Below are 19,584 nucleotides of genomic sequence, written 5' to 3'. Positions count from 1 at the left end.
CCGGGTGCATCCGGTGGCGGCAAGCCATCGGCCGCGCCCCCCGGACAATTTCGTGCGCCGTCTCCACGGGCGCGCCCCGTTTTCGATGAAGCAATAGATTAGGAGAAGACCCGTTGGCTCATCCCATCGATGCGAGCGCACACCGTTTGCGGCACCTCCGGCTGGCGAGCGCGGCAGCGGCCCTGATGCTGGCGGGCGCCGCCCATGCGCAAGACCCCGCCTTTCGCATCCGCTCCGATTTTCAGGCGCCGCTCAATGCCGATGCCGGCTGGGCGGGCGAGCCGAACGCGGAGGTCACGGTGCCGGCCGACCGGCCGTTCCGGCTGCGGATGGAGATCGAGCAGAGCCGGGCCCCGGCGGACTACCGATTGCAGGCGCGCCGCAACGGGGGGCGCTGGGAGACGGTGGAAGCGCACGACTTTCCCTATCCCCAACGCGAGCTGAAGCTCGACTTCGATGAGGGAGCTCCCGGTTCGACGCCGCCGGGGTGGGTCGTTGTGGCGGGAGCGCCGAAAGGCCTGGCCGTCGTCGAAGACGGACCTCGCCGCGTGATGCGAGCCGGCGGAGGCCAGCGCGGGATGGTGGCTCTGTACGAGGCGCCCTGGCCGCTGCCGGAGTTCACCCTGGGCGCCCGCTTCCGTTTGCCGGTCGATGCCCGCGAGGGCTTCGCTCTAGTCTTCGGCTATGTCGACGCCAACAATCACGGCCGTATCCAGTTCGACCCCGACGGGCATATTCGCGTCATCCGCGTCGTTGGCGGCCGGGAAACCGTCCTGAGGGACGAACGCGCGAATATCGCCCGCGGCGCCTGGCACGAGGCGGAGATCCAACTCGAGGGTGAACAGCTCGAAGTCAATTTCGACGACGATACACTCGAATTCGCGGTGCCTGTGGGGGGTAAGCTGGCACCCACCGGTCACGGCATCCTGGCACCGGCCGCCGGGCAGGTGGATATCGCGGAGATCGTTCTGGAAGGTGAGCCGCGAACGCCGCGGGTCAGTATCGTTGTCACGCCCGCTTACGCCCATGGCGAGGAGACCGGAGACCTGCTGTCCGGCTCGAACGCGCCCTTCGCTCCCGGCATCGGCCTCTCGCTCCGGAAGCGGACGCCCCGCTGGGCGGCGGGCACAGGGCGCCATGGGGAGTTCGAATGGCCAATCGTGATCCGCCGTCACGCCGATGGCCCGGCAGTCAACGAAGCCGGGGACCACTTCGAGTTCCGGATGGTCGACAGCGCCGGCGAGGCGGTTCCCGCCGGTCCGGTCGCGAAAGTCCGGCTGTCGGTTCCGGCCGGTCATCTGGGTGGGACATTCGTCGAGACACCGGGGCGCATCGGCCCCTGGCAGGCGACGAACGGCGATCTCTATTTCATCATGGAGCCGACCGAGACCGACAACAAGTTCATGATGATGAAGTCGGCCGATGGCGGGCGCAGTTGGAGCGAGGTCGACGGAGCGAACCGTCCCGACACCCGCGATCTGGAATCGGTGGACGGCCGCCAGGTCGGAGACCGCATCCACATCATCCACCAGGTTACCCATTCCGTGCGTCACCATGTCTTCCGGACGTCGGATCATCCGACGCACCCCGACAGCTGGGCCATTCGCGACGAACTCGCGGCGGAAGCGGAAGCGGTGGCGCAGATGGCCACGCTGGCCGTCCGCTCGGACGGCAGCATGGTCACGGTGTTCCTCGCAGACCGCTTGCACTACGCGATCCGCGCCGCCGACGGCCGCTGGAGCCTGCCGGTCGAGATCGACCCCGAAGCGGCGGAGGTCACGGCGGGACCCCAGGCGATCCTCGGCCGCGACGACATCGTGCACCTCGCTTATTTCAGTGCTGACGGGAGCATCTGGTATCGCCGCCTGCTGCCGGACGGGACGCTGACCGCGCGCCGGCAACTGGCCAGCGGGGCCGGGACCAGCCGGGCCGAATATGGCGCCGTGCTTCCACTGGCTTTCGACGAGGCGACCGACACGCTGTTCATCGTCTATCGGCTGGCCGACGGCACCTTGTGGGAACGGAAGCTGCGGGGCGGCTCCGCGCCGGCCGGGCCGGTCATGATATCCGGGCACCGCGTGATGACCGATGCGGTCGACTCGCAGCAGCCGGCTGCCGATCTCGTCAATGACGGCGACACGGCGCACCTGCTGTTCGCCGACGAGGGTTCGCGAAGCCTCTTCAGCACCCGTGACGAGGCCGGCTGGCAGCCGCCGGTTCTTCTGATCGACGGCATCGAGGGTTCCTGGGTCCGCGGCAATATCATCCGCAAGCCGGACGGAAGCCGGGTCTATGGGTTTGTCTACGATGCCGGCTCCCAAGGCGGCGCGGGCCTCAATCGCTACGCGGAAGTGCCGCTCGATGGAGAATGAAGTAAGCCTGTTCCCGGCTGCGGCGGCCGGTCTCGGACGCATCCTGGCGGCCGCGCCGAGGCCGGTTCTCTCTTCTTCCTCTGCCGTGAAACCCAACTGACACGGACCGGGCCTATCGGCCTCTCAAGACATATATCGGGATAGGTGGTTAACTTGAAACAGCTTGTTTACCGGGCGGCGCTTGCCGTCACATGCGCGCTGGGCTTTGCCGCTTCGTCTTATGCTCACCCCGGCGTGCATGACGTCGCCCCATGGCAGGCGGCGACGAAATGGCCCGACCGGATCGTGCTGACCTTCGAGACCGATCCGGCGCGTTCGCTGGCCGTCAGCTGGCGGACCTCGTCGGACGTGACGGCGACCATCGCCCAGATCGCGCTCGCCACCCCCGATGCCCGGTTCGATCTTGCCGCCCGCACCGTCGCCGCCGAGACGGAGACGCTCGACCTGCAGGGCATCGAGCATGAGGGCGTCAGGCTGCCCATGCCCCGCAATGCGGGCCTCCCCTCCACCCATTATCATTCGGTCCGCTTCGACGGCCTCGAGCCGGACACCCTCTACGCCTATCGCGTGCAGGGCGCGGACGGGATCTGGAGCGAGTGGTTCCAGGCGCGAACCGCGCCGCTTTCCGGACCGCTGCGCTTCATTTATGTCGGCGATGCGCAGAACGGGATCACGTCGCACTGGTCGCGGGTGATCCGTGCCGCCTTCCAGGCAGCGCCCGACGCGCGCTTCATCCTCCACGCGGGCGACCTCGTGAACAAGGGCTCGCGCGATTATGAATGGGCCGAATGGTTCAAGGCGTCGGGTTTCATCCACGGCATGATCCCGGCCATTCCCGTGGCCGGCAACCACGAATATGAGAAACTGGGCCTCACCGAAGATTCGAAGCAGCGCGTCCTTTCGGCGCTGTGGCGTCCGCAGTTCCGGCTGCCGGCCGATCCGCCGCTGCCCGCGGCGATGCGCGAGACCGTATATGACGTCCGCTATTCGCCCGACCTCCATGTCTTCGTGCTCGACAGCAATCTCAAGGATTATGCGGTGCAGGCCGAGTGGCTGGACCGCAAGCTCGCCGCCTCCGACGCCCGCTGGCGGGTCGTTACCATGCACCACCCGGTCTATTCGTCGGGCCGCGACCGCGACAACAAGACCCTGCGCGAAATGCTCCTCCCGGTGCTGACCGGGCATCGCGTCGACCTCGTCCTCCAGGGCCACGACCATACTTATGCGCGGGGCATGATCGGATCGGGAGAGCAGAGCCCCGAGCGCAGCGCGCTTGCGGAAGGCGACGAGCTGGCCGTGATGTTCGTCAACTCCGTGTCCGGACCCAAGCAGTACAAGTTCAAGGACGACCGCTGGAATGCCTATAAGCCGACCGGCGTCGGGCTCGAGCGTTTCGCCGAGAATTCGCAATTCTTCCAGGTGATCGACATCGACGGCGGCAGGCTCGACTATCGCGCCTACACCGCCGACGGCCAGCTCTACGACAGCGTCGTGATCGTGAAGGACGAGGCCGGCCGCAAGCGCATCGAGGCCGGCAACGCATCGACCATGAAGACGCGCCTGTTCGACGAGACGATGCCCTATGAGAGCGTCGGCGACACTCCGTGAACGCTGCCCAGGCAAAGTGATCCATGCGTATCGTTGGCGTTCTCATGTTTCTTTCCACCTCTTGGCCCGCGCTCGCCCAAACCGCGCCGCCTTTGCCCCCCGCCGAAACGGACACGGAAGCCGGCGACCCCGAACAGGGGGGCTATGACGAGGAGGAGGAAGAGGAGGCGATCGTCGTCACGGGCAGCAGGGCGGTCCCGCGCGGATCGGTGATCGGCGACATCGCGCCCGAAATAACCCTCGATGCCCGGGACATACGTGCATATGGCGTTGGCGACCTTGGCGAGCTGCTGGAGGAGCTCAGCCCCCTTGCCGGCAGCATACAGGGTCGCGGCGGCGGCCAGCCCGTCGTCCTGCTGGGCGGCCGCCGGATCAGCGGCTTTCGTGAGATCCGCGACCTTCCCCCCGAAGCCGTCAGCCGGGTCGACATCCTGCCCGAGGAGGTCGCGCTCAAATACGGCTATCGCGCCGATCAGAAGGTGGTCAATTTCGTCCTCCGGCGCCGTTTCGAGGCGGTAACAGCGGAGCTCGAGACGACCCAGGCCACGGCCGGCGGGCACGCGGCCTATGAGGGCGACGTCAACTATTTGCGCATCGCCGAGGGCAGCCGGCTCAGCATCGACGCGGAATATAAGCGCTCCACGCCGCTGTTCGAGACCGAGCGGGACGTGATCGACCCGGACCCCGATCGCTCGCTCCTCTCCGCGTCGGACGCGGTCGAGCTGAACGGCACCTATAACCGCACCATTTTCGGCAATGTCTCGGCGACGCTCAGCGCCGAACTCGAAGGCGAGAATATCGAGGCGGCGCTCGGCCGCGCCGAGAGCGGCTCGCGACGGCTGCTGCGCGATCGCCGCAACCGCAATGCCAGCCTCGGCTATGCGCTGAACGGCGACCGCGTCGGCTGGCGCTGGTCCCTGGACGGCGGATATGCGCGCGAGCGATCGAACAGGCTCACCGATCGCGAGACCGAGACCGGCCTCGGCCGTGACCGGGCGAAATCCGTTGCCGAGACGATCGAGACCGAGGCCACCGCAAGCGGCGATGTGTTCGGGCTCCCGGCAGGCGCGGTCGCCGCGACGGCCAAGGTCGGGTTCAAGCTGCGCGACATCGCCAGCAAATCGACGCGCGGCGGCCGCCTTACCGAAACCGACCTTTCGCGCGATCAGGCGAACGCCCAGCTCAACCTGGATTTCCCCCTGTTCGAAGACGGCCCGGTCGGCTCGCTTTCCGTCAACGCCAATGGCCAGGTCGAGCAGCTCTCCGATTTCGGCACCCTCTCGGCCTTGGGCTATGGCTTCAACTGGGAGCCCGCCGACGAGGTCCGCCTGATCGGTTCGATGACGCGCGAGGATGGCGCGCCCAGCATCCAGCAACTTGGCGATCCCCTGCTCGCCACGCCCAATGTCCGTGTCTTCGACATCGCCACCGGGCAGACGGTCGACGTCACCCGCATCGAGGGTGGGAATCCCGACCTCCTTGCCGACAATCGCCGCGTGATGAAGCTCGGCCTGACGGTGGAGCCGATCGACGACCTCGCCCTTCTCGTCAATTATGCCGACACGCGGATCAGGAACGCCGTCGCGAGCTTCCCCACCCCTGCGCCCGAGATCGAGGCGGCCTTTCCCGATCGGTTCGAGCGCGATGCCGACGGCGCCTTGTTCCGGATCGACAGCCGCCCGGTCGCTTTCCAGCGCGTCCGCCAGCGTCAGCTGCGCTGGGGGCTCAACTGGTCCGAAACGCTGGAAGCCCCGCCCCCGACAGGCGCCGATGGCCGGCCGCTTAGCGAGGAACAGATCGAGGAGCTCCGCGCCGCGCGCCGGGAGCAGCGCGACGCCGCGCGCGGAACGGGAACGGAGCGCGACGGCCGGCGCGGCGGCGGACGCGGCTCCGGGAGCGGACGCGAGGGCCGCGTGACCCTCAGCCTCTTCCACACCTGGCGGTTGACGGACACGATCCTCATCCGCCGCGGCGTACCGGAGCTCGACCTGCTGGGCGGCTCCGCCGCCGGCGATCGGGGAGGGCGACCGCGCCACGAGGTGCAGTTGCGCGCCGGCTACAGCCGCAACGGCCTCGGCGCCCGCCTCCAGGCCGACTGGCAGAGCGCTACCCGCGTCCGCACCGGTCAGACGAGCGGCGCGTCCTCGCCGCGGGATCTCCGCTTCGGCGCGCTCGCCACCGTCAATCTCCGCCTGTTCGCCGATCTCGCGCAGCAACGCGCCCTCGTCCGCTCAATGCCCTTTGTCCGGGGCTCCCGTCTCACATTGGCAATCGACAACCTCTTCGACCAGCGCCTCGACGTCCGAGACAGCATGGGCGCCGTCCCGGTTGGCTACCAACCCGACCTCCTCGATCCACTGGGCCGGTCCGTGCGCCTGGAATTCCGCAAGCTGTTCTTTTGACCTGGCACATTGAGCTCTAACTGGTGCCGAACCCGTCCCTGCTCAACCGAAGGTGTCATTAACTTTGGTCGGAAGGCATCGCTGTCCGTAGGCGGCTAAGAACGAACGGTCGCTTTCGGGAGCATTCGATACCTGATGCTAACCCAAACGTCCGCGGCACCTATCCACCGAAAGTTCCCAATGATCTGAGTGCCCATCATATTCATGCCGGGCGCACCACTCCCCAGCCGACGGTTTTCAGTTGCTTTTCGAATTCACCCGACAGGATGAAGATGGTCACCCGCGGCCGAAATTGGGCCGAAAGCGGACCGGCGGCTCACGCGTGGGACGGTGGGATAGCGGACGTCCAGCGGATCGAAGGCTGGCGGACTAGACTTCAGTCACTCACCTTGTGGATTGCCGCGAGTTGCAGACACCGCGGATACAGTCCCGAAGCCATCGATGAGCGGGGTCTCCGTCCAGACGCGGATGCCACAGCAGCGAGATGGTGAACGGTTCCGTGGGGATCGGAAGGGAGAAGCTGTGCATGCCCTCGCGCAGACCGGCGGTGTGCCGCTCCGGCACCGTCGCCACGAGGTCCGATCCTCGCGCCAGCGTCAAAGCGGCGGCGAACCCGTCTACACTTACGACGATCTCGCGCTTGAGGCCGGCGGCCAGGAGAAGCTCGTCGATCCTGCCCAGCTCGAGCCCCTGCCTCCAAGCGATCACATGGCCAAACTCGGCATAGTTCGCGGGCGTGACCTCGTCGGCGGCGAGAGGATGCTCACGCCGAACCACACCCACATAGCGATCGGCAAACAACGCCTGCGCCCGAACCTCCGGTCCGATGGATCCGGCGACAACGCCGGTCTCGAGATCGATCGAGCCGTCCCGCAGGCCCTCACTGTCCTTGTCCAGCTTGCGGATGCAGCGAAGCCGCACTCCGGGCGCCTCCTCCTGCATTCTCCCTATGAGAGAGGCGCCGAACGTCTCGGCGAAGCCATCGCTCGCGCGTAAGGTGAAGCTTCGCTTCAGCGCGGAGAGGTTGAGCCCCGCCGCCGGGCGCAGCAGCGCTTGGGCATCCTGAACCAGTTCGCGGACCTGCTCGCGCATCTCGATCGCTCGTGGCGTCGGCACCAGGTTGCGCCCAGCCCGAACCAGCAGCTGATCGCCCATCACGGAGCGGAGGCGGGCGAGCGCACGGCTCATCGCCGAAGGGCTCAGGCGCAACCGGCGAGCGGCGCGCGCAACGCTCCCCTCGTTCAGGAGAACGTCCAGCGTGTAGAGAAGATTGAGATCGGGCGAAGCCATGACCGAGCCTTAGCACGATCCAACACATGGCGTCAGATGCAATGATAGGATGCAATCAGTGCGCCTACCGCATGCCACTTCCACGGCGTAGCTTCCATGTCGCTCCTCCAGAACAGGAAAGGACTGCGTCATGGCTCACAATTCCCTCGATGCGTTTACCGCTGCGATACGCTCGGCTTGGGGCCCGATCAGCAGCGAGCTGGTGACCATGTGCCGGCTTCGGTTGGAGGAACTGGTGCGGGCTGATCCCGCGGAGGACTGGCTCGCTTCGCTCCTCGCCGAACGCCCCGCCTCCCGGCAGCTGCACCGCGATCCCAGCGGCTTCATGCTGCTCGCGCACAATGAGAATGAGGGGCTCTTCAGACCGCCCCACGATCACGGCCGCGCGTGGGTCGTTTACGGCGTTCAATCTGGTGAACTCGAGCTACGCACCTATGCCAGGGTGCAGGCGGCTGGAGCCGAGGACCGGCTCGTGCTGCGCGACACCAGCCTGCTCCGCGCCGGCGAGGCCAAAGCTTTTCTCCCCGGAGACATTCACGACACCAGGTGCCCCACCGAAAACGCTTTGCTGTTCCGGTTCACCGAGCGCGATTTGCGTCACGAGGATCAGGTCGAGCATAAGCTGAGCCGCTTCGTCGAGCAGGACGGCTATTGGACGGCGCCCCGGCCATGAGCCGGAATATGGCGCGCGAGAGATTAGGCACGGCCGCGGTTCTCGCGGCGATGGCTCTCGTCGTTCTCGACTTTGGAATGGTCAATGTCGCACTCCCGACCATCTCGCTCGCCTTCTCGCGGAGCCCGGCAGAGTCCATGCTCGTCGTTACCGCCTACCAGCTAACCTTGCTCATGGGCCTTCTTCCTGGCGCGCACCTCGCGGACCGCATCGGCTATCGGACACTCTTCGCTGCCGGCGTCCTGGTCTTCGCCGCCGCCGCCGCGGCATCGGTAATGGCCCCGACGTTGCCGCTGCTCGTTGCGGCCCGAGCGCTGCAAGGGTTCGGTGGAGCTGCGATCATGGCGCTTGGGATAGCCCTGCTCCGCTTCACTCTGGGCGCGGAGCGCCTCGGCAGCGCCATTGCCTGGAACGCGCTGGTGGTCGCCGTCTGCGCGGCGGCGGCGCCGGTGGTGGGCGCCCTCATCATCTCCTGGTTCGGCTGGCGCTGGATCTTCGTGGCGGGCCTTCCTCTTGCGGCCGCCGCGCTGATCGCCGCTCGCGCACTTCCTCCGGTGCCCGCGAACATCCGCTCTATTAATCTGCTGACGATCGCCCTTTATGGGCTGGCCATTGGCGCGATGGTGATGGCGGTCGAAGCGGCGCGCTCACAACCTGTAGAAGCTGTTTTGCTCCTCCTCGTCGGGCTGGCAGCCGCTTGGTGGCTGTTCTTCCGGGAGCGGCGCCAGAATGCTCCGATCGTGCCGTTCGACCTCCTTGCTCTTCGGTCATTCCGCAGATCGGTGGCGGCGTCGGTCCTGTTGTTTGCCGGCCAGTCGGCAGGTCTTTTGGCGCTGCCCTTCCATCTCCAGATGTCGCTCAGCCGCAGCCCCCTCACCGCCGGTATGATGATCGCCCTGTGGCCCCTCGCCGTTGCGGCAACGAGCCGCATAGCGGGACGGATGGCGGACAAGTTGTCCGTGTCATCTGTTTGTGCGCTCGGCGGCAGCGTGCTCGCTGCAGGTCTGGCGGCAACAGTATTGATTCCGCCCGGCTGGCGCCTGGCGCCGTTAGCCGTCTGCATGATGGTCTGCGGAATAGGCTTCGGGCTGTTCCAGGTTCCGAACAACCGAAACATGTTTCTGTCCGCCCCACCGCATCGCAGCGCCGCGGCGGGCGGGCTGCAGGGAACGGCGCGGCTGGCCGGTCAGACCGCCGGCGCATTGCTCGTCGCCTGGATTCTGGCGATTGCTCCGCTCAGCATGGCGCCGCAGCTCGCGATCGGCGCCGCCGCCGCAGCCGCGCTCGCGACCGCCGTGATCAGCTGGTCCGGAAAATCCGATGGGGTATCGGCTGGACACATCGAAGTGGCCGATCCCGCGCTGTCTTCCTCGGTCGCCGCCGGGTCAGTCAGGACGCAATGCCCGCACAGTGGTCCTGTGGAAGGTCGTCTACGATGCTCGGGTAGCGACCCAGCTTCTCTTCGTGCTTGTTAGCGTGCGCGTGTCTTGGCAACGACCGGAGCTGGCCGACATCTGAACGACGGATTGTGGGCCCGAGCTACGAAAGCTGTCTTTCATCAGCGACGGCGCTCACGCTTGCGGACATTCGGCTTGCCCGGCCTTCACTTGTCATAGGTCCGGCGCCCGACTATCCTCGCCTATGCAGCCTCGGGGACCTTGTCCCGCGGGCACCACCATCGAAGACCCGTGCTTCAGCCGAGCCCTGTTCCAGCCAGTCCCTTCGTCGAACGGCTCCGCACCGGGGCTGGACGCCGCACACTCGCCATAAGCTTAGCCGCACTGATCGAAGGGCTTCTGCTGCTCCTATTGCTCACGCTTAGCTCGGAAGAGCCGTCTGGCAAAAAGGAGGAGGGCATCACCGTGGTGAACCTCAGCGCCAACGACGTTTCGGAGGAAGCGCCCGAACCCAGCGATCCGGAGCCCGAGCAGCCGGCGGCGGAGCCTGTGCCGCAACGCCCGGCAACAGAGGAACCACTGCCTCCGCAACCCGCTGAACCGAAAGCTCCGCCGATCGCGCGCGCCGTCATGCCGACGCCGCACCAACTGCCACCGTCCGCCGCTATTCCATCGAACTCCCCTCGGCCAGTTCCATCGGGCAGGCGACTTTATGGGCCACCGGATAGAGGTGGTTCCTCCTCCCGCGACACCCAGCGTGTGGGAACAGCTCCAAATGGCGAGCCGCTTTATGCGGCGGCCTGGTATCGCGAGCCGAAGGAAGACGCTTTGCGCGCGTATTTGTCTACCGCCCGGGGGCCAGGCTGGGGACTGATCGCATGCCGCACCGCGCCGGACTATCGCGTCGAGGATTGTGTGGGGCTCGCCGAATATCCGGAGGGGTCGCAAATCACTCGCGCGGTGCTCGCCGCGGCGTGGGAGTTCAAGGTTCAGCCTCCGCGACTTGGTGGACGGCCACTGGTCGGCAGTTGGGTCAGGATCAGGATCGATTATAGCATCGCGCGACAATAGGCTGGTCGATTTGTCGCATCAGGCCGGCGCCACGACGGCGCTTGCGCAGAGTGGTGGGACTTGCTGAGCGCGAGGAGATGTCGAGAGGCTTGGCAAGGGGATATGGGCACGGAGCCAAGGCCGCACGCGTCTTTTTCGTGGCGAGGGGCGCCGGGTTTCCTGCGTAGCCGGCGCTCGCATCCTAGATTCCGGTTTTCAGCTCATAGGCGCGGATCGCCGCCTCGCTCGACAGCGTGAGGGCGATCTCGTCGAGGCCCTCCATCAGGCATCCGCGCCTGAATGGGTCCATTTCGAAGTGGAAAACGTCTCCTCGCGTCGTCGTCACGGCCATGACTTCAAGATCGATGGCAATCGAATGATCGCGGGCGACTTCACACAGTCGATCGACCTTGGGTTGTGCCAGCGCAACGGTGACAATGCCGTTCTTGAAGGCATTGCCCGAAAAGATGTCCGAGAAGCTCGGCGCAATCACGGCCTCGACGCCCATGTCGGCGAGCGCCCAGGCGGCATGCTCGCGGCTCGACCCGCAGCCGAAATTGTCGCCGGCGACGAGGATCGGCGCGCCGGCATAGGCCGGGTCGTCGAAGACGTTGCCGGGCTCGCGCCGGACGCTCTCGAAGGCGTGGGCGCCGAGGCCCGCGCGCGCGATCGTCTTCAGATGCTCGGCGCCGATGATGACGTCGGTGTCGACATTCTTGCGGCCGAACGGGATGGCGCGGCCTTCGACCTTGCGGACCGGGTTCATCGCACCAGCTCCCTGACATCGGCCAGCCGGCCGGTCACCGCCGCCGCCGCCGCCATCGCGGGCGAGACCAGATGAGTGCGCGCCCCCGGCCCCTGGCGGCCGACGAAATTGCGGTTCGAGGTCGAGGCGCAGCGCTCGCCCGCCGGCACCTTGTCCGGATTCATGGCGAGGCACATCGAGCATCCGGGCTCGCGCCATTCGAAGCCGGCCTCGACGAAGATACGGTCGAGCCCTTCGGCTTCCGCCTGGCGCTTGACCAGCCCCGAGCCCGGCACGATCAGCGCCTGCTTGACGCCGTCGCTGATCTTGCGGCCCCGGACCACGTCGGCGGCGGCGCGCAGATCCTCGATACGGCTGTTGGTGCAGCTGCCGATGAAGATGTGCTGGACGGCGACGTCCTGGAGCGCCGTCCCGGCGGTGAGCCCCATATAATCGAGCGACTTGCGCGCCGCCGCCTGCTTGGCGGGGTCGGCGAAGCTCTCGGGGTCCGGGATGATGCCGGTGATCGGCACCACGTCCTCGGGACTGGTGCCCCAGGTGACGTTGGGCGCGATGTCCTGCGCGTCGAGGCGGAGACTCGCGTCGAAGCGCGCGCCTTCGTCGGTCGGAAGCGTGCGCCACCAGGCGAGCTTCTTCTCCCAATCCTCACCGGACGGCGCCATCGGCCGGCCCTTCAAATAAGCGTAGGCCTTCTCGTCCGGGGCGAACAGGCCCGAGCGGGCGCCCGCCTCGATCGACATGTTGGCGACGGTCAGCCGGCCCTCGATCGACATCGCCTCGAACGTGTCGCCGCGATATTCGAGGACATAGCCGGTGCCGCCGGCGGCGCCCAGGCGGCCGACCACGGCCAGGATCACGTCCTTGGGCGAGACGCCGAAGCCGAGGCTGCCCTCGACCCGGACTTCCATTGACTTCGACTGCTTCAGCAGCAGGGTCTGCGTGGCCAGCACATGCTCGACCTCGCTGGTGCCGATGCCGAACGCAAGCGCACCCAGCGCGCCGTGCGCGGCCGTATGGCTGTCGCCGCAGACGACGGTCGTGCCCGGTAAAGTGAAGCCCTGCTCGGGACCCACGACATGGACGATGCCTTGTGCTTCCGCCGTGTCGGCAATGTAAGGAACGCCGAATTCCGCGACATTGGCCTCAAGCGCCGCCAGTTGCCCGGCGCTCGCCGCATCGGCGATGGGAAGGCGGGCGCCGTTCGCGTCCACCCGCGCCGTGGTCGGCACATTATGGTCGGGAACCGCGAGCGTCAGGTCCGGCCTGCGCACCTTGCGCCCCGCCAGGCGCAGGCCCTCAAACGCCTGCGGCGATGTCACTTCATGGACGAGATGGCGATCAATGTAGATCAGGCAGGTGCTGTCGTCGCGGCGCTCCACCACATGCGCGTCCCAGATCTTCTCATAGAGGGTGCGAGGCCGCCGGCTCATCCGCAGCATCCCCGATTCATCGTGACGAGCTCCAGATGGGCGTCGTAGCGGGCGAGGCGCCGCCGCAGAGACTCCCGCACGGTCTCGCCAAATTCCGAGCAGCGCGCATTGCCGCCAAAATCCGCGGTGCGGCAACCGGCCAGCAGCGTCTTTTGCAGCGCTTCGCTCAGGATGTGGCCCATGGGGGCCAACCCCAGCTCCTCCAGCATCATCGCGGCGCTGGCGATGGCGCCGGAGGGATTGGCGATATCGAGGCCGGCGATATCGGGCGCCGAACCGTGGATCGGCTCGAACAGACCGGGACCCGCGGCGCCGACGCTCGCCGATCCCAAAAGGCCGATCGACCCGCCGATCACGGAAAGCTCGTCCGACAAGATATCGCCGAACATATTCTCGGTCAGGATCACGTCGAACCGGCGGGGGTTAGTCACCAGCGCCATAGCGGCGGCGTCGACATATAAGTGATCGAGCGTCACATCCGGATAATCCTCGGCCACCTCGGCTACCGTTCGACGCCATAGCTTGGATGTCGCCATGACATTGGCCTTGTCGACCGAGGTCACCCGGCGCCTCCGCCCGCGCGCCGCCCGGAAGGCGATATGGGCAATGCGCTCGATCTCCGCGCGCGAATAGAGGCAGAGATCGGAAGCCGTTTCGCCCTCCACCCTCCGCTCGCCGAAATAGATGCCGCCGGTGAGCTCCCGCACCACCAGTACGTCGGCGCCTTCGGCGAGATCAGCGCGCAGCGGCGACAGCGATTCCAGACCTGGAATCACCCGCGCCGGACGCAGATTGGCGAACAGACCGAGCTCACGTCTCAGCCTGAGCAGACCCACCTCGGGCATCTCCGCCCGCTCATCCCAACGCGGCCCGCCAACAGCGCCCATCAACACCGCGTCCGCGCCCTTGCAGGCGGCGAGCGTCGATTCCGGGAGGGAGGAGCCGACCGCATCGATGGCCGCGCCGCCGAAATCATGCGTTTCGAACCGGAGTCCCAAGCCGCAATGGCGCGACAGCAGCTCCAGGCATTTCACGGCTTCGGCCGCGACCTCCGGCCCGACGCCGTCCCCGGGCAACACCACGATCTTCATTTCAGCTTCCTCGTTCATGCGGCTTCTGCCTTTTCGGAAGGGGTATCGCGCAGGCGCCGAACCGCCTCCGCATTGCTGGCCGCGTCGATGTAGGCGGCGAGACAGCAGGGCAGGATGTCGCGCGCCCGGGCGCGGCCGGAGAAGAACTCGCCACTCACTTCAAGCGTGATCTCGATGAGGACGTTGGCGCCCTGTCCATCGGCGGTGCCCTCATCGGAATCGGCGGCGATATATTGGAGCTCCAACTTGTCGACGGAGGCGGGTACGCCCATGATCTGGCTCACCGCCGCGAAGGCCGCGTCCAAAGCGCCAGGCGCCGCGGCGATGTCCGTCACCCGGCCGCGCTCGCCATGCTCCAGCTCCACCCGCGCCACCGGCCAGGCCTCGTCCGAGACGGGCGAGCGAATGTCGATCTTCCTGAGGCTCCAGGAGGACGAGCGCCCGCCTCGTCCGCTACCGGCCAGGATCGCCATCAGCCGCGCCGTGTCGACGACGCCGACCTCGTCGGCGACGTCCTTGAAGGCGGCGAAGGCCCGTTCCAGCGCTTCGCCCTCCAGGGTAAAGCCAAGCGCCTTCGCCCGGGCGACGAGCGCGTGGCGGCCCGAATGCTTTCCGAGCACGATACCGTCGGTCGCGAGCCCGATATCCTCGGGCTTCATGATCTCGTAGGTCTCCCGGTTCTTGAGGATGCCGTGCTGGTGAATGCCCGATTCGTGGGCGAAGGCGTTGGCGCCGACGATAGCCTTGTTGCGCGGCGGCGGACTGTTGGTGACCTGCGCGAGCGTGCGGCTGGCCGCGAGGATCTTCGTCGTATCGATCCCCGTGGAGACGCCGAAGACGTCGGCGCGGGTCTTGAGGGCCATCACGACATCCTCCAGCGCGCAATTGCCGGCCCGCTCGCCGATGCCGTTGACGGCGCACTCCACCTGCCGCGCGCCGCCGCGCACCGCCGCCAGCGAATTGGCGACGGCCATGCCGAGATCGTCATGGCAATGGGTGGAGAAGATCACGTCCTCCGGCCGATCGACATGGGCGGCGAGGTGGCGGAACAGCGCGTAAATCTCGTCCGGCGTCGTGTAGCCGACCGTATCCGGCACGTTGAGCGTCGTCGCCCCGCTCGCCGCCGCGACGGAGAGCGCCTCGACCAGAAAGTCCCGCTCGGTGCGGATCGCGTCCTCGGCCGAAAATTCCACGTCTTCGCAATGGTCGCGCGCCAGGGCCACGGAAACGCGGATTCGTTCCAACACGTCCGCTGGGCTGAGACCCAGCTTCGCCTCGCGATGAATCGGGCTGGTGCCCAGGAAGACGTGAATGCGCTTCCGCTGCGCGTTCGCCAGCGAGGCCGCCGCCGCGCGGATGTCGGCTTGTGTTGCCCGCGCCAGCGAGCAGATGACGGGTCCCTCAACCCGCCCGGCGATCATCGCGATGGAACGCGCATCGCCGGGGGAGGCGGCGGCGAAGCCGGCCTCGATCACGTCGACCTTGAGCGCGGCGAGTGCCTGCGCGATGCGCAGCTTGCCGTCCTCGCGCATCGAGAAGCCGGGTGCCTGCTCGCCGTCGCGCAGGGTCGTGTCGAAGATTGCGACCCGGCCCATCATGCCGCGCCCGCCATCTCCGAGGAGCGAGAAACGGAGTGAATGGCGATGATTACGTCGAAGCCGCTGCCGCAAAGTTCAGCGCTCGGCCGCGTCCCTGCATGCCATAGCCGATCGCGATCCGCCCACCCTCGAGAGCGTCGGGATCGGCATTCATAGATCATTTCCATCGAGGGTCTCCTTTGGACAAAGAAAAACCCCCCGCTCCGGTGGGAGCGGGGGGTCCTGTATCTGGTCGTTTATGTTTGACCGTCAGACAGAGCCGTTAATCGCTCCCATATGGCAGCAGGTAAGCAGGACAGTCACGAGGGTGGACGCGGCAGCGCGCGGCGCCACCGAATTGATTTCAATGCTGGGCTTCGAATTGAGCTGCATTGTTCGTCCCAAGAAACGGGCATGGGCCCGCTTGTTCTCCTTATGCATATGCTTTCGCGAATGCAGCACGCAACCCCGAAAAAACCGCAATGTAATGGTGGCGGGCGACGATATTCTTCTATGTTGCTGATACAGTATCTTTTTTCTTTCAGCTCTGCGCATCGCGTAGTTTCCGCGCCCTTCGTTGGCTACGGGTCGCTTTGCCGACAACGCCGAAGCCCTTGCCGCGCCTGCGCGCATATGCCTCGTCCGCAAACACTGGCCCAGTCATGAGCCAAGTTCCACTCGAGCTTCGCAGAAAACGGAGAGGCGCAGAAAAGCTATGGCTTAAGGCCAGCATTACTGGCTTGTGATCGCTATGGGTTGAGCCATCCTAGTCCAAGCCGCCGTTTCGATGGCGGGGCACGACTACGGGACCGGAAACATGAAACTCCTTCAGCACCTCCTGGACGAATATCGAGAGAATGGATTTCTGGTAATTCCGGAACTCTTTTCTGCGGAGGAAGTGCAGGGAATACGTCGGGCGATGCGACGTGTGTTCGCGCAAGATGCAGCTGCCAATATCAGGGAGAGAAAGAGTGGAGTGGTGCGCACGGCGATGGGTCTTCACCTGCGCGACGAGACCTTTGCGCGCTTGGTTCGGCATCCGCGTCTGGTGGAGCCGGCGCAGCAGATCGCCGGGCCCAACCTCTATGTCCAGCAGGTCAAGATCAACGTGAAGGCCGCGTTCGAGGGCGAGCAGTGGCAATGGCACCAGGACTTTTCGACGCACCACCAGGATGATGGCGTGCCGGCGCCGCTGGCGCTCAACCTCCACATCTTCCTGGACGACGTGACGGAGTTCAACGGACCGCTCTATTTCTGGCGCGGGTCGCACAAGTTCGGCAGCGTCGCGACGCGGCACGACACGGTCTCGACAAGCTATCCGCTGTGGGTCGTCGAAGAGGACAAGGTTCGCGAGATCGCAGAGACCTGCCCCGTCGTGTCTGCCACGGGACCGGCGGGGACGGCGCTCATCTTCGGCGACTGCCTCGTCCACGGGTCCCCGCCGAACATGTCGCCCTGGAATCGGAGCATCTTCTCCCTGATCCTCAACCCGGTGGACAATGCCTATACTCGGATCAGCCGCGAGGATTTCCGGCACCACCGCGACCTCACGCCGGTTCGCCCTCTCTCCGACGACTGCCTGCTCGAGCTGGCGAGCTGAGCGAGCCCGATGCCAGGAGACTATCGGATATGAACATGCTGGCGCCGCGACCCTGGATGGGAGACGAGTGCGATGGCCTCGTCCAGACCCTGGCCGCGTCCGTCGCCGGGCGGTCCTCGGACGAGATGGATGACCATATCCATCGGCTCATCGAGGAGAACCGGCGGATCCACGAGGTTGCCTGCGTCAACCTCAATCCTGCGACCAACACGATGAACCCGCGGGCTGAGCGGGTGCTGGCCAGCGGACTGGGAAGCCGCCCGTCGCTGGGACATCCCGGCGCCAAATACGAGATGGGCCTCGAAGCGATCGAGCGGATCGAGGCCATCACGGCGGAACTGGCGGCGGAGATATTCCAGGCGCGCTATGTCGAGTTCAGGCTGGCTTCGGGCGCCATGGCGAACCTCTATGCCTTCATGGCGACCTGTAAGCCGGGCGATGCCATCATCGCGCCGCCGGACACGATCGGTGGGCATGTGACCCACCACCGGGCGGGTGCGGCGGGCCTCTACGGCCTGGAGGTCCACACCGCTCCGATCGATCCCGACGCCTTTACCGTCGACGTCGAGGCGCTGGCCGATCAGGCCAGGCGCGTCCGGCCGAAGCTGATCACCATCGGAGGCAGCCTGAATCTGTGGCGGCATCCGATCGGGGAGATACGCGCGATCGCCGACGAGGTCGGGGCCTATGTTCTGTTCGACGCCGCGCATCTGTGCGGCCTCATAGCCGGCCGAGAGTGGCAGCAGCCGCTCGACGAGGGCGCGCATATGATGGGGTGCAGCACCTATAAAAGCCTCGGCGGGCCGCCTTCGGGCCTGCTCATGACCAATGACGCGGAATTGGCCGAGCGGATCGACCGGATCGCCTATCCCGGCCTCACCGCCAATTTCGATGTGGCCAAGACCGCGTCACTGGCCGTCGCATTGCTCGACTGGCGGGAGTTTGGCCCCGCTTATGCGAGGGAGATGCGCGCGGCTGCGTCCGGGCTGGCCGCGGCGCTGCACCAGCGCGGGGTCCCCGTCCTGAGCGGATCCGGCGGCTTCACCGACTCCCATCAGTTCGCCGTCCGCGCGGCAAACTATGGCGGTGGGCATCGCGTCGCTCAGCGTCTCCGCGAGGCCAACATCCTTGCCTCCGGAATAGGGCTTCCGATCGCACCCGTGGCGGACGATTTCAACGGACTGCGCTTCGGAACACCGGAAATCGTCCGCTGGGGGATGACCGAGGCGGACATGCCCGAACTGGCCGATCTGATCGGGGAGGCATTGGAGATCGACACGCCCGCCTCGCTCGCTGATCGGGTCAGCACCTTTCGGTCCCGGTTCCGCGCCCTGCACTTCGTCCGCGGCTAGGCATTGGCCTGGTCGAGGATCCAGCGGACGAAGATGTCGGCCGCAGCCGACAGGGGCGCTTCCGCCTTGGTCAGCAGGTAGAATTGGTTGGCGGCCGCCATCCGCTTGTCCGACAGCGCTTGAAGCCGCCCATCCCGCAGCAGGTCGCCGATGAGCGAGGTGTGGCCAATCATGAACCCCCGGCCGTTCAGGGTCGCCTCGACGACCATGGAATAGAGGGAGAAGGTCTGGGTAGCGAGCCGCGCCGGGCGCTTCTCGCCGGTGCTCGCCAGCCAGTCGTCGAAATCGCTCTGCCAATAGGTGTCGAGCATCAGCGGAGCGCCAGCCGGCAGCCCGATCTCGTCGGTCTCCGCCTCCGAGATGAGCGCCGGGCTGGCGACGGGGACGAGCTCGTCGAAGAACAAGGGGCGATGGTCGCAGCCGGGAAAGGGCGGCCGGCCATAGCGTATGGCGATGTCGAAATTCGACGTGCGCAGGTCAATGACGGGGGCTTCTGCCCAGATCTCGACGCTCGTGTTGGAATGGAGCTTGTGGAAACGGTCCATGCGCGACCCGAGCCACAGCTGGGCCAAAGCCGGCAAGATGGTGAGGCGAACCGCCTTCGGACCCTGGGCGGCCCTGATCTGATTCGTGGCCTCGGCAAGCAGCTCCAGGGCCGGAGCCACCCGCTGACCATATCGTCGGCCTGTGTCCGTCAATCGCACGCCTTGGGGGTGGCGCTGGAACAGGCTGACACCGAGGAACGCTTCGAGCGCTTTGATTCGTTGACTGACCGCGCCCGGCGTGACGCCCAACCGCGATGCCGCGAGCGCAAAACTCTCGGTTTCGGCGGCCGCCGCGAACACGCGGAGCCAATCCAGATTGGGCAGTCCGCGCGCCATTAGGAAATCTCCGCCTCAGACTTAAGATAAGTCATTTGCATGCTTCCTCCCGTTCGTGTGCCATGCTGCTATGCGGGGCCAGCCGCCAGAAGAGC

General features: G+C 66.3%; 13 protein-coding genes. 7 read left to right on the top strand and 6 right to left on the bottom strand.

Going from position 1 to position 19,584, the window contains the following annotated elements; genetic code table 11:
- Window positions 1-113 precede the first annotated feature (113 nt).
- The 3 genes from ACFQRC_RS08340 to ACFQRC_RS08330 all read left to right on the top strand — a co-directional run bounded on the left by ACFQRC_RS08340 (window position 114) and on the right by ACFQRC_RS08330 (window position 6,382).
- Window positions 114-2,372, top strand: a complete 2,259-nt coding sequence (locus ACFQRC_RS08340) for a hypothetical protein (protein WP_379959952.1) — start codon at window positions 114-116, stop codon at window positions 2,370-2,372.
- A gap of 153 nt (window positions 2,373-2,525) precedes the next feature.
- On the top strand, window positions 2,526-3,980 hold the full coding sequence (locus ACFQRC_RS08335; protein WP_379959949.1) for a metallophosphoesterase: 1,455 nt from the start codon (window positions 2,526-2,528) through the stop codon (window positions 3,978-3,980).
- 44 nt (window positions 3,981-4,024) lie between these two features.
- Window positions 4,025-6,382, top strand: a complete 2,358-nt coding sequence (locus ACFQRC_RS08330; protein ID WP_379959946.1) for a hypothetical protein — start codon at window positions 4,025-4,027, stop codon at window positions 6,380-6,382.
- Between the two features lie 384 nt (window positions 6,383-6,766).
- On the opposite strand, the gene ACFQRC_RS08325 is transcribed toward ACFQRC_RS08330, so the two are convergent.
- On the bottom strand, window positions 6,767-7,672 hold the full coding sequence (locus ACFQRC_RS08325; protein WP_379959943.1) for a LysR family transcriptional regulator: 906 nt from the start codon (window positions 7,670-7,672) through the stop codon (window positions 6,767-6,769).
- 130 nt (window positions 7,673-7,802) lie between these two features.
- Between ACFQRC_RS08325 and ACFQRC_RS08320 the strand changes: the two genes are divergently transcribed.
- Both ACFQRC_RS08320 and ACFQRC_RS08315 read left to right on the top strand, forming a co-directional pair.
- Complete coding sequence (locus ACFQRC_RS08320) at window positions 7,803-8,345, top strand: hypothetical protein (protein WP_379959941.1); 543 nt, start codon at window positions 7,803-7,805, stop codon at window positions 8,343-8,345.
- Complete coding sequence (locus ACFQRC_RS08315) at window positions 8,342-9,820, top strand: MFS transporter (protein ID WP_379959939.1); 1,479 nt, start codon at window positions 8,342-8,344, stop codon at window positions 9,818-9,820. Before ACFQRC_RS08320 ends, ACFQRC_RS08315 begins: the two co-directional genes overlap by 4 nt.
- 1,174 nt (window positions 9,821-10,994) lie before the next feature.
- On the opposite strand, the gene leuD is transcribed toward ACFQRC_RS08315, so the two are convergent.
- From leuD to ACFQRC_RS08295, 4 genes are read right to left on the bottom strand one after another with little or no spacing between them, the layout of a single operon-like run.
- On the bottom strand, window positions 10,995-11,558 hold the full coding sequence (leuD, locus tag ACFQRC_RS08310) for a 3-isopropylmalate dehydratase small subunit (RefSeq protein WP_379959937.1): 564 nt from the start codon (window positions 11,556-11,558) through the stop codon (window positions 10,995-10,997).
- Window positions 11,555-12,988, bottom strand: a complete 1,434-nt coding sequence (leuC, locus tag ACFQRC_RS08305; protein WP_379959935.1) for a 3-isopropylmalate dehydratase large subunit — start codon at window positions 12,986-12,988, stop codon at window positions 11,555-11,557. Before leuC ends, leuD begins: the two co-directional genes overlap by 4 nt.
- Window positions 12,985-14,097, bottom strand: a complete 1,113-nt coding sequence (gene leuB / locus ACFQRC_RS08300) for a 3-isopropylmalate dehydrogenase (protein WP_379959933.1) — start codon at window positions 14,095-14,097, stop codon at window positions 12,985-12,987. Before leuB ends, leuC begins: the two co-directional genes overlap by 4 nt.
- Window positions 14,094-15,674 carry a 2-isopropylmalate synthase gene (locus tag ACFQRC_RS08295; protein WP_379959930.1) on the bottom strand — a complete coding sequence of 527 codons (1,581 nt, stop codon included), beginning with the start codon at window positions 15,672-15,674 and terminating at the stop codon, window positions 14,094-14,096. The genes leuB and ACFQRC_RS08295 overlap by 4 nt, the downstream gene beginning before the upstream one ends.
- Window positions 15,675-16,443: 769 nt before the next feature.
- On the opposite strand from ACFQRC_RS08295, the gene ACFQRC_RS08290 reads away from it, so the two are divergent.
- Both ACFQRC_RS08290 and glyA read left to right on the top strand, forming a co-directional pair.
- Complete coding sequence (locus tag ACFQRC_RS08290; protein ID WP_379959928.1) at window positions 16,444-17,256, top strand: phytanoyl-CoA dioxygenase family protein; 813 nt, start codon at window positions 16,444-16,446, stop codon at window positions 17,254-17,256.
- A 29-nt stretch (window positions 17,257-17,285) separates the two neighbouring features.
- Window positions 17,286-18,608, top strand: a complete 1,323-nt coding sequence (glyA, locus tag ACFQRC_RS08285) for a serine hydroxymethyltransferase (protein WP_379959925.1) — start codon at window positions 17,286-17,288, stop codon at window positions 18,606-18,608.
- On the opposite strand, the gene ACFQRC_RS08280 is transcribed toward glyA, so the two are convergent.
- Window positions 18,605-19,489 carry a LysR substrate-binding domain-containing protein gene (locus ACFQRC_RS08280; protein WP_379959922.1) on the bottom strand — a complete coding sequence of 295 codons (885 nt, stop codon included), beginning with the start codon at window positions 19,487-19,489 and terminating at the stop codon, window positions 18,605-18,607. The genes glyA and ACFQRC_RS08280 overlap by 4 nt on opposite strands.
- Window positions 19,490-19,584 lie beyond the last annotated feature (95 nt).

The organism is Enterovirga sp. GCM10030262, from assembly GCF_042666435.1.
Lineage (GTDB): Bacteria > Pseudomonadota > Alphaproteobacteria > Sphingomonadales > Sphingomonadaceae > Allosphingosinicella.
This window is presented reverse-complemented; position numbering and strand designations above follow the sequence as displayed.